This is a genomic window from Streptomyces sp. NPDC060198, from assembly GCF_042728415.1.
Taxonomy (GTDB): Bacteria; Actinomycetota; Actinomycetes; order Streptomycetales; family Streptomycetaceae; genus Streptomyces.
This window is the reverse complement of sequence record NZ_JBHWZJ010000200.1, coordinates 1-10,893: the sequence shown is the minus strand read 5'-3', so window position 1 is coordinate 10,893 and position 10,893 is coordinate 1. Positions and strand designations below refer to the sequence as shown.

6 protein-coding genes are annotated in these 10,893 nt (G+C 73.1%); all 6 read left to right on the top strand.

Annotation, left to right across the window (positions count from 1 at the left end):
• Positions 1-4,269 (top strand): amino acid adenylation domain-containing protein (locus tag ACFWEP_RS22460; RefSeq protein ID WP_387372183.1); only part of this gene is annotated, 4,269 nt, incomplete at its 5' end.
• A complete protein-coding gene (locus ACFWEP_RS22455; RefSeq protein WP_387372181.1) occupies positions 4,266-5,783 on the top strand; it encodes a class I adenylate-forming enzyme family protein in 1,518 nt (505 codons plus the stop codon). The genes ACFWEP_RS22460 and ACFWEP_RS22455, both read left to right, overlap by 4 nt.
• Positions 5,784-5,902: 119 nt before the next feature.
• A complete protein-coding gene (locus ACFWEP_RS22450; protein WP_387372187.1) occupies positions 5,903-8,899 on the top strand; it encodes an amino acid adenylation domain-containing protein in 2,997 nt (998 codons plus the stop codon).
• Positions 8,896-9,102 (top strand): MbtH family protein, encoded by a 207-nt coding sequence (locus tag ACFWEP_RS22445; protein WP_387372179.1) that lies wholly within the window; start codon positions 8,896-8,898, stop codon positions 9,100-9,102. The genes ACFWEP_RS22450 and ACFWEP_RS22445 overlap by 4 nt, the downstream gene beginning before the upstream one ends.
• On the top strand, positions 9,099-9,377 hold the full coding sequence (locus tag ACFWEP_RS22440) for a phosphopantetheine-binding protein (RefSeq protein WP_387372177.1): 279 nt from the start codon (positions 9,099-9,101) through the stop codon (positions 9,375-9,377). The genes ACFWEP_RS22445 and ACFWEP_RS22440 overlap by 4 nt, the downstream gene beginning before the upstream one ends.
• Positions 9,370-10,806: a condensation domain-containing protein gene (locus ACFWEP_RS22435; protein ID WP_387372175.1), complete on the top strand. Its 1,437-nt coding sequence runs from the start codon at positions 9,370-9,372 to the stop codon at positions 10,804-10,806. Before ACFWEP_RS22440 ends, ACFWEP_RS22435 begins: the two co-directional genes overlap by 8 nt.
• The last annotated feature ends 87 nt before the right edge of the window (positions 10,807-10,893 follow it).

The following is a 10,893-nucleotide window of genomic DNA, read 5'->3' as shown; positions in this document are numbered from 1 at the left end:
TCCGACGCCGAACGCGAGCTGGAGCTGCAGGAGTTCAACGCCACCGACGTCACGCTCCCGGCCGATGCCACCCTGGTGTCCCTGATCGGCGAGCAGATCGCGCGTACCCCCGAAGCGGTGGCGGTGACCGGCGACGAGGGCACGCTCACCTACGCGGCACTCGACGAGGCCGCCGACCGGATCGCCGGCCGGCTCATCGCGGCCGGAGTCACCCGCGGCGACGTGGTCGCCGTCAGCGCCGAACGCTCGCACGCCCTGGTCGCGGCGCTGCTCGGCGTGATGCGTACCGGCGCCTGCTACACCCCGCTGGACACCGAGTACCCGGCAGAGCGGCTGCAGTTCATGCTCGCCGACAGCGGAGCGCGCGTCCTGCTCACCCAGCGCGGTCTTCCCGTACCCGAGGTGTGCGACGCGGCCGTGCTGTACCTGGACGACGACGCGCATCGTGGGAGCGCTCCCGCTGCGGGTCGGGGCGCAGGGCCGCAGCCTGACGATCCGGCGTACCTGATCTACACCTCCGGCTCCACCGGCCGCCCGAAGGGAGTGCCGAACACCCACCGGGCCCTGGTGAACCGGCTGCTCTGGATGCAGCGGAGCTACCCGATCGGCCCCGAGGACCGGGTACTGCAGAAGACTCCGGCCGGGTTCGACGTATCGGTCTGGGAGTTCTTCTGGCCCCTCATGACCGGGGCGCGTATCGTCCTGGCCCGCCCCGGCGGGCAGAAGGACGCCGCATATCTCCAGGAACTGATCCGCTCGGTCCCCGTCACCGTCGCCCACTTCGTCCCCTCGATGCTGCCGCTCTTCCTCGCCGAGGAGGGAGCAGCCCGGTGCACCGGGCTGCGGAGGGTCGTATGCAGTGGCGAGGCGCTGCCGCCGGACACCGCACGTGCCTTCCGGGCCCTGCTGCCGGACTGCGCGCTGGCGAACCTCTACGGCCCGACCGAGGCGGCCGTCGACGTCTCCTCGTGGGAGTGCGAGGGCGTCCTGGACACCGTGCCGATCGGGCGGCCGATCGACAACGTCCGGCTGTACGTCCTGGACGGAACGCTGCGGCCGGTACCGCCCGGCGCCCCGGGCGAGATCCACATCGGGGGGACCGGTGTCGCCCTCGGCTACCACCGCCGGCCCGGCCTGACCGCGAGCCGCTTCGTCCCCGACCCGTACGGTCCGCCCGGCTCACGGCTCTACCGGACCGGCGACCTGGGCAGGCGCCGCCCCGACGGGACGCTGGAACACCTCGGCCGCATCGACCAGCAGGTCAAGCTGCGCGGGCTCAGGATCGAGCCCGGTGAGATCGAGTCCGCCCTGCGCGCGCAGCCGGCCGTGACCGAGGCTGCCGTCGTCGTACGCGAGGACAGTCCGGGGGACAAGCGGCTGGCGGCCTACCTCGTCACGGAGGACGGGCCGGACGGCCTCGATCCACAGGCGCTGCGGACACGGCTCAAACTCGTGCTCCCCGATTACATGGTGCCCGTCTCCTTCACCGCCCTGCCCGCCCTGCCGCTCACCCCCAACGGGAAGCTGGACCGCAGGGCGCTGCCGAAGCCCGAGCTGCACCGGGCCCCAGGAGCCGCCCTCGCACCCGAGAGCCCTGCTGAGCGGGTGCTCGCCGCGATCTGGGCCGAGGTGCTCGGACTGGACGAGGTCGGGGCGGACGAGGACTTCTTCGACCTCGGAGGGCACTCGCTGCTCGCCACCCAGGTCGTGGCCCGGGCACGGACGCTGCTGCCGGAGGCCGGGGGCCGCCCGGTCAGCGTGATGGACCTGTTCACCTGCCGGACCGTCAGGGACCTGGCGGCGCTCGCGGAACTGCCCGAGGACGCCCGGGGCCCCCGCAGACTGCTGCACCGGCTGACCTCCCAGGTCCCTGCCGATCGCAGGCGCGCCACCGTGGTCTGTGTCCCGTACGGAGGCGGCAGCGCGGTCGTCTACCAGCCCGTCGCCGACCTGCTTCCCGACGACTACGAGCTCTGGTCCGTCGCGATACCCGGTCACGACGTCGGCGTCACCGAGGAACACCTGCCGTTCGGAGAACTGGCCGGGAAGCTCGCCGCCGAGATCGAGGAACGTGTCGAGGGTCCCCTGATCGTGTACGGGCACTGCGGCGTCGGCACCGCGCTGGCGGTGGCGACGGCACGCCTGCTGGAGGCGTCGGGCCGGGAACTCGAAGCGGTCTACGCCGGAGCGCAGTTCCCCTTCGCACGTCCGCGCAGCCGTGTGCTCGGCATGCTGAGCCGGATCGCCTCCCTGGAAGACCTGCTCGGAAACCGGGTCTACGTCAACTGGCTCACCGGGATGGGGGTCGACACCTCCCAGCTCGACCGCGAACAGACCACGTTCATCGTGGGCAACATGCGCCGGGACACGCAGGCCGCGGAGGACTGGTTCACCGGCGCGATCGCCGATGTGGAGGCGGGAGCACCACGGCTGCGCGCACCCCTGGTGTCGCTGGTGGGCGACCGCGATCCGGCCGCCGACTTCTATTCCGAGCGCTACCGGGAGTGGCTGCTGCTGGCCGAGCGCTCGGCGGTCGCGGTGATCGACCAGGGCGGCCACTTCTTCGTCAAGTACCGGGCCACGGAGGTCGCCGAGGCGGTCACCACGGTGCACCGCGCCCTGCGCGAGGATGCCACCGCGTCGCTGCCGGCGCGGACCCCGGACGCGGCGTGGTGGTTCCACGGGGAGACGGGGCCTGCGGAGCCGGCCGCCGATCCGTCCGACCGGACCGGAGCCCCGGTGCGGGACACCGCCGGGCCGGACGGTGCGGACCCGGAGCCGGCCGCCGGACAGGCACCGGCCGGAGCCCTCGGCCCGCGCCCGCCGCGCGAAGGTGGCAGCCCGCCGGTCACTTCGGGGACGGCGGACGGGCCGGAACCGGGCATGGCCCGCTTCCTCACGGTCGTGCTCGGCCAGCTCGCCTCCATCATGGGGTCCGCGCTCACCGAATTCGCCCTGCCCATCTGGATTCTGCTGGAGACCGGGTCGATGACCCGGTTCGCGCTGTACTCCGTCGTCGCGATGCTGCCGGGCATTCTCATCGGTCCGCTGGCCGGAGCCGTGGTCGACCGCTTCGACCGCCGCAAGGTCATGCTGGCCGGTGACCTCACCGCCGGACTCAGCCAGGTCGCCATGCTCGCCCTTCTGCTGACCGGGCAACTGGACACCTGGTACCTGTACGTCCTGCTCGCCGTGCTGTCCGTGGCGCTCACCTTCCAGCGCCTCGCCTACAGCTCGGCCGTTCCGCAACTGGTCCCGAAGCGGTACCTCGGGCACGCCAACGGAGCCGTACAACTCGCCTTCGGCGCAGCCCAGTTCGTCGTACCGCTGGTAGCGGTCGCGCTCATGGCGGGCATCGGGCTGCGCGGCGTGCTCATCCTCGACATCTGCAGCTATGTCGTCGCCGTGGGCGTGCTGCTGTGCGTCAGATTCCCCCGGACGCTGCCGTGGAGCCGCCGGGAATCCGTGGTCGAGGAGATCAAACAGGGGTTCACGTACACCTGGCACAACCGTGGCTTCCGCTCGATGCTGCTGTGGTTCGCCGTACTGAACCTCTTCCTCTCGCCCCTCTTCCTGCTGGTGACACCACTGGTGCTGTCCTTCGGCACCCTGGACGACGCGGCCGGAGTGGCGATGGCGAGCGGTGCCGGAGCCATCGTGGGCGGACTGCTCATGGGGGTGTGGGGCGGGCCCCGCAGACATCGGGTGCGCGGCATGCTGGCGCTGGCCGCCGTATTCGCCCTGGCGAGCGCGGTGACCGGACTGCGCGCCGACCTCTGGGTGATCGGCGTCGGAGCCTTCGGAATGGCCTGCGCCATCTCGATGGTCAACGGGGTGTACTCGACCATCGTGCAGGTGAAGGTGCCGCAGCGGTTCCACGGCAGGGTCTTCGCACTGAACACGCTGATCGCCTGGTCCACCCTGCCGATCGGCCACGGCCTCATCGCTCCCCTCGGCGTCAAACTGTTCGACCCGCTGCTGGCCGAGGACGGGGTGCTGGCGGACAGCGTGGGCCGGGTGCTCGGGACCGGCCCGGGACGCGGAATCGGCCTGATGTATCTGCTGTTCTGCCTCGTCATGCTGCTCCTGGTGGCCCTCGCCCTGCGCTGGCCGGTGCTCGCCCGCTTCGACCGGGACGTACCGGACGCCGAGCCGGACGACCTCATCGGCCTCAGGGAGCGTGCCCAGGCCCTGACGGCGGCGAAGGAGAAGCGCGAAGCGACCCCGGAGGCCGACGCCGCTCCGGTGCCGGCCGGGGTACAGCGATGACCGTGCCCCGGCGCGCGGCCGCCGCGCCGCCTCCCGGATCCCTGCTGGAGGTGCTGGCCCACCGCGCCGCACTCCACCCCGACCGCACCGCGCTGCGCAACGGCGGGAGCAGCCTCGACTTCGGCAGCTGGCAGCGCCGCTCCGCCGCCCTCGCCGCAGGCCTCCTCGCGCGCGGGCTGGGCCCCGGGGAGCCGGTGGGGCTGTGGTACGGCAGTACCCGCTGGACGGAGTACGCAGTCGCCTACTGCGCGGTCCTGCGGGCCGGCGGGGTCGCCGTACCGCTCAGCGACCGCATGGCACCGGCCGCCGCCGCGCACGTCCTGAGCGACTGCCGGGCGGTCGCCGTCCTGCACGCACCGGACGGACCGCCGCCACGGCTCCCCGAGGGGGTGTGGGCGGCACCGGGCGACCTGGTCGAGGCCGAGGGCGGCGAGGAGGCGCCGGACATCGCGCTGCCCGCTCCCGGCGCGCCCGCGCAGTACCTCTACACCTCCGGCACCACCGGCCTGCCCAAGGGCGTCCGCGCGACCCACGCCAACCTGGCCCACGGGTGCACCCTCGACGAACGGCGCAGGCCGCTGCGGCACTCCCGTACCTTCCTCCACAGCTTTCCCATAGGTACGAACGCCGGCCAGACGATGCTCGTCAACTGCCTGAACGCGGCAGCCACCGGTGTCGCGGCCCCGCAGTTCACCCCCCTGCGGTTCGCCCGGCTGATCGAGGAACACACGGTCGGCAGCGTGTTCCTCGTGCCGGCGACCGCCATCGAGCTGCTGGCCTCCCCGGCCCTGTCGCGCTGCGACCTGAGCTCGGTCCGCCTGGTCGGCTCCACCGCCGCGGCGCTGCCGCAGCCCGTCGCGCTGCGCCTGTCACAGGTCTTCGACGGTGCGCAGATCGTCAACTACTACACCTCCACCGAGGCCGCGCCCGCACAGATCACCCTTCTCTTCGATCCCGGCCGTCCGGACTCGCCCGGTCTGCCGGCTGCGCTCGACCAGCTGCGGATCACCGACCGTGACGGCCGACCCGTTCCCGCCGGCGAGGCCGGTGAGATCTGGCTGCGCTCTCCCGCCTCGCCCCGCTCCTACCTCGGACCGGAGGGAAGCGGCACGGACGTCTTCCAGGGACGGTGGGTGCGGATGGGCGACCTCGGGATGCTGGACGACGACGGCTACCTCCACCTGCTTGACCGGGAACGCGATGTGGTGAAGTCCGGGGCGTACAAGGTCTCCACGATCCAGGTGGAGAACGCGCTGCACGCCCATCCCGAGATCGCCGACGCCGCGGCCTTCGGGATCCCGCACCCGGTGCTCGGCAGTGTGGTGGCGGCCGTGGTGGTACCCCGGCACGGCGAGCCCGACGTCCCCGGGCTGCGGTCCTTCCTGCTGGACCGGCTGGCGGCGCACGAGCTCCCGGCCCGGTTCCTCTTCCGCGACACCCTGCCCCGCAACGAGGGCGGCAAGGTCCTCAAACGTGAACTGCACCGGCTTCTGGACGACGAGGCGATCTCATGACCCTGCCCACACCCTCCGCGGCCACGGCCCCGCTCGGCCGGGCCGCGCCCGAACCCGTCCCGTTCGATCCGGCCCCGCTGGACCCGGCCCAGCACGGTGTCTGGGTCACCGAACAGGCGATGCGGACCGGTTCGGCCTATCACCTCAGCGTCGCGCTCCACTTCCGGGGGCCGCTGGACCTCGCGGCCCTGCACACCGCGTGGACCCGGTTCGTGCACGACAACCCGGTGCTCGCCGCCCGCGTCGACCCCGCCGGACCGCGTCTGGTCCCCGGGCCGGTTCCCCCCGTGCGACACCACACCTGCGCCCCCGCGGACCTGGAGAAGCTCCAGGAGGAGGAGAGCGCCGCCGCGTTCGCCCCGGACGGTGCCCTGGTCCGCCCGACCCTCTTCACCACCGGACCCGGCCGCCACACCCTGCTGCTGGTCGCCCACCACATCGTCTTCGACGGCGAGTCCAAGGACGTGTACGTGTCCGGGCTGGCGCGTCACTACCGGGCCGCGAACCAGCAGGAGCCCGACCTCGCCACCGTGCCCTCCGAACGGCACACACCCCCTTCGTCCGCACCCGCCCCCACCGGGCAGGCCGTCGACGCCGCCACCCGGTTCTGGGCCGGCCGCTGGCGGGAGAGCTCCGCTCCGGCCCTACCGGGACAGGCCGCACACTCCCCGGCGGACCCGGTCGCACCCGCTCCCGGGAGCGCTGCCGACTTCCGGCTCGACGGCCGGCGGCACGCCCGCCTGACCGCCACCGCACACGCGCTCGGCCTCACCCGGTTCGAACTGCTGACCGCCGCCTGGCACACGCTCCTGCTGCGCTACGGCAACACCGAACCCGCCACCGCCGTCGAGCTCTCGACCCGCACCCCGGCCACACCCGGACGGGTCGGGCTCCACGTCAACGAGCTGCCGCTCTTCACGCACCCCCGACCGCACGTCCCGTTCCAGGAGTTCGCCCACGAGGTCCGGGAGGAACTGCGCGCCCTGTACGTGCACCGACCGGTGCCGCTGAGTCGTGCTGCCCGTGGGCTGACGCCGCGCACGGCGCTGTGCCCGCTCTCCGTCAGCTACCGGCGCCGCACCACCTCGGCGCCGGCCGGCTTCGGTGACGCGCTGGACGTCCGTACCGAATGGATCGGCTTCGCCCGTACCGCCCGCAACCTCGCCCATCTCCAGCTCGTCGACGCACCGGACGCGCTCGAAGGCAGCCTGCAGTACCGCACGGCCGCCTTCGCCCCCGAAGCCCCCGCACGTATCCTCACCCACTTCCTCACCCTGCTGGACGGCGTGCTGGACGCGCCCGACACCCCCGTCGCCGACCTGCCGTTGCTCCCCCCGCAGGAGCTCGCGCTCCTGCTCACCGACACCACGTCCGCGCCCGGCAACGCCGACACCAGCCTGCCCGCCCTGTTCGCGGCCCAGGCCGCGGCCACCCCGGACGCCGTCGCCGTCGTCGACGGTGACGACGAGATCAGCTACGCCCGACTCGACGCGGCGGTACGCCGCTTCGCGCACCGGCTCCGCGAACGGGGCGCCGGCCCCGGCAGCCTGATCGGCATCGCTCTGCCCCGGTCCGCCGCCCAGCTCGTCGCCGTGCTCGGGGTGCTCACCGCCGGCGCGGCCTATCTGCCGCTCGACCCCGACCACCCCGAGGAGCGGCTGGCGTTCATGCGCGCCGACTCCGGCCTCACCCTCCAGGTCTCCGAGGATCCCGGGCCCGACGTCCTCGCCCCGGGACCCCTCGGCGAGATCGGCACCCCACCCCCCGCCCCGGCCCCGCCGTCCCTCGAAGACCCCGCGTACGTGCTGTACACCTCGGGCTCCACCGGCACGCCCAAGGGAGTCGAGGTGCCGCACGGGGCGCTGGCGAACCTGCTGGCCGCGATGGGTGAAACAGCCGACGCGCGGCCCGGGGACCGCTGGCTGGGCCTCACCTCACTCTCCTTCGACATCTCCACCGTCGAGCTCTTCGTCCCGCTCGTCACCGGCGGTCGCGTCGTCCTCGTACCGGAGGGGCGGCACCGCGACGGCGACGCGCTGACCGGCCTCGTCGAACGTCACGCGCTCACCCATGCACAGGCCACGCCGAGCGGCTGGCGGCTGATGCTCGCCTCCGGGCTGCACGCCCCCGGCCTCGTCGCGCTCACCGGCGGGGAAGCGCTGCCCGCGCCCCTCGCTGCCACGCTGCGCCGCGCCGTGGGGCGGCTGGTCAACGTCTACGGTCCGACGGAGACCACGGTCTGGTCGACCTCCGCCGGTATCGAGGCGGACGGCCCCGTCACCATCGGCGGCCCGCTGGCCAACACCCGTACGTACGTCCTGGACGAGCGCCTGCGTCCGCTGCCGTACGCGACGACCGGCGAGCTGTACATCGGAGGCAGCGGCGTCGCGCACGGGTACCGCGGGCGGGCCGGGCTCACCGCGAGCCGGTTCGTGCCCGACCCCTTCGGCCCGCCCGGCTCCCGCCTCTACCGCACCGGGGACCTGGTCCGGCTCCGGACCGACGGAGGGCTGGAGTTCGCGGGCCGCTCCGACACCCAGGTCAAGATCCGCGGACACCGCATCGAACTCGGCGAGGTCGAGACCGCGCTCTCGGGACATCCGGAGGTGGCCCAGGCCGTGGCCGTGCTCCGCGACGGCGCGGACGGCGAACAGGACCGGCTCGTGGCATACGTCGTGCCCGCACAGGTCGGCCCTGTGCCGTCTCCCGACGCCCTGCGCGCCCATCTGGCCCGGAGTCTGCCGGCCGCCGCGCTGCCCGCCGCGTACGTCATGCTCGACGCCCTTCCGCTCACTCCCAACGGAAAACTCGACCGGGCCCGTCTGCCCGAGCCGCCGCGGAGCCGCGACACGACGGACGAGCAGGTCACCGTCGGCGGGGAGCAAGGAGTCGTCGCCGCCGTGCTGGCGATCTGGCGGCACGTGTTCGACCTCGACGACCTCGGACCTGACGAGGACCTGTTCGACCTGGGCGGCCACTCACTGACGATCACCTCCATCGCGGGTCGCATCCGCAAGGAGTTCGGGGTGTCGGTCCCCCTCGACGTCTTCTTCGACAGCCCCACCGTCCACGGTGTCGCAGCCTGCGTCACCGACCTCATGGAGGAGAACAGATGAACGCGAGCATCCGCTACCAGGTGGTGGTCAACGAGGAGGAGCAGCACGCCCTGTGGCCGGCCGATTCGCTCCCGCCGCAGGGCTGGCAGCCGGACGGATTCAGCGGCACGGAGGACGAGTGCGTCGTCCACGTCGACGAGGTCTGGCCCGACATCAGGCCGCTGAGCCTGCGCCGCCGGCTGGCAGAGCAGGAACAGCGGTGAGCGCCGCCGCCCCCGCCACCGGGACGCGCGCCCGGCTCGCCGTGCTGATCCGCGAGGCCATGGACGGGCAGATCGGCACGGCCGAACTCCTCACGTCCCGGGCGACCCTGACCGAGGTGGGAGTCACCTCGCTGGGCCTGCTGAGGCTGGCCGACGCCCTGGAGGAGGAGTTCGGCGTCGAGGTCGACCTCGCCGACCCGTCGTTCTACCGGGAAACCGTGGACACCCTGGCCGCCCGGGTCGACGCCGCGGACGCCGGAGCGCCCCGTGAGTGAGCCGGAGGTCCCCGCGGCGGACCTCGCGGCCGATGTGGTCGAGGTCCCCTTCGCCGGGGAGCGTTCGGGGACGGCGCCGCTGACCTGGGGGCAGCAGGCGATCTGGAACGCGATCCTGCGGACCGCCCCGAACGACATCTACTTCAACATCGGTCGGCTCCTCCCCCTGGGGGAGCGCGGCCGGTCGACCGACCTGGAGCAACTGGCCGCCGCAGTAGCCGCGTTGATGGAACGTCACGAGGCCCTGCGGACCAGGCTGCGCGGGACGGACCGGACGCCGGAACAGTCGCTCTCGGACTCGGGCCGGCTGGCGCTGACCGTGGTCGACGAACCACGGCCGGAGCACGCGGACGCGGCCGCGCAGCATCTGCTCGACCGGCTGAGCGCCACCCGGTTCGACTACGAACGGGAGTGGCCGCTGCGGGTCGGCGCGGTGCGCAGCGGGGGCACGGTGACGCACGCGGTGCTGGTGCTGTGTCATCTCGCCTGCGACGGACATGCCGCCGAGCAGGTGGTGCGCGACCTGCGGCTGCTGGTCGTACGCGGCTCCGCCGGCCGGAAGCCGCGCGCCACCCCGATGGACCTCGCCGTGGAACAGCACGGACCGGCGGGGGTGCGCCGCAGCGAGCGTGCGCTGGCCCACTGGGAGTCCTTCTACCGCAGCATCCCTCCGACGATGTTTCCCCAGCAGGCCGCAGCCCCCCGGACCCCCCGGTTCTGGAGCGGCCGGCTGGTGTCGGAAGCCCTCGCCACGGCCACCGACGCGCTGGCCGCCGCACACCGCGTCAGTGGGTCGACGGTACTGATGACCGGCCTGGCGGCTCTCGTCGCGGCCGACGGCGGGCACGGCACGGCCGCGATGATGCCCATCGTCGGCAACCGCGCTGCGGCGGACCACCGGGATCTGGTGGCGATGCTGTCCCAGGACGCTCCGTTCCTCCTCGACACCACCGGAGCCGTACGGTTCACGGACCTGCTGCCGGTGGCGTGGCGTGCGGCGATGGCCGGGTACCGGGCCGCCGCGTACGACCCCGTCGCGTGGGAGGCGCTCCGTGAGCGGATCGGCAGGGAACGCGGGACGCCCGTGCATCCGTACTGCTGTTACAACGACCAGCGGTTCTTCACGCGCCCGCCGGCGGACGGCCCCCCGCCGGGAGCCGACGAGCTGAGCAAGGCCCGGAGGCGTACGCGGTTCTCCTTCCCCGCCACCCAAGAATGGCTGGGCTGCCGCTACTGCGTCCATGTGACCGAGGAACAGGGCACGCTCGCCGTCATGCTGACCGCCGACACCGCGTACCTTCCGCCGGCGGCGATCCGGGCGCACCTGGAGGCGCTGGAAGAACTGATCACGGCCGCCGCGTGCGGGCCCTCCCCGCTGCTGACGGATCTGCCCGGGCTGCTGGGGCGCGTGGACGGCGCCCGCACCTGACCCTTACTCCGGACCGGGAGGGGGGGGGCACCCCCAAGGCCCCGCCTCCGGTGGGGGGTGCCGGGAGGGGGGCGGGGGGAGTGCGGC

Excerpts from the sequence above, each read along its gene's own strand:
- ACFWEP_RS22455 (WP_387372181.1), top strand. The coding sequence starts at position 4,266 with ATGACCGTGCCCCGGCGCGCGGCCGCCGCGCCGCCTCCCGGATCCCTG.
- ACFWEP_RS22450 (WP_387372187.1), top strand. The coding sequence starts at position 5,903 with ATGCGGACCGGTTCGGCCTATCACCTCAGCGTCGCGCTCCACTTCCGG.
- ACFWEP_RS22445 (WP_387372179.1), top strand. The coding sequence starts at position 8,896 with ATGAACGCGAGCATCCGCTACCAGGTGGTGGTCAACGAGGAGGAGCAG.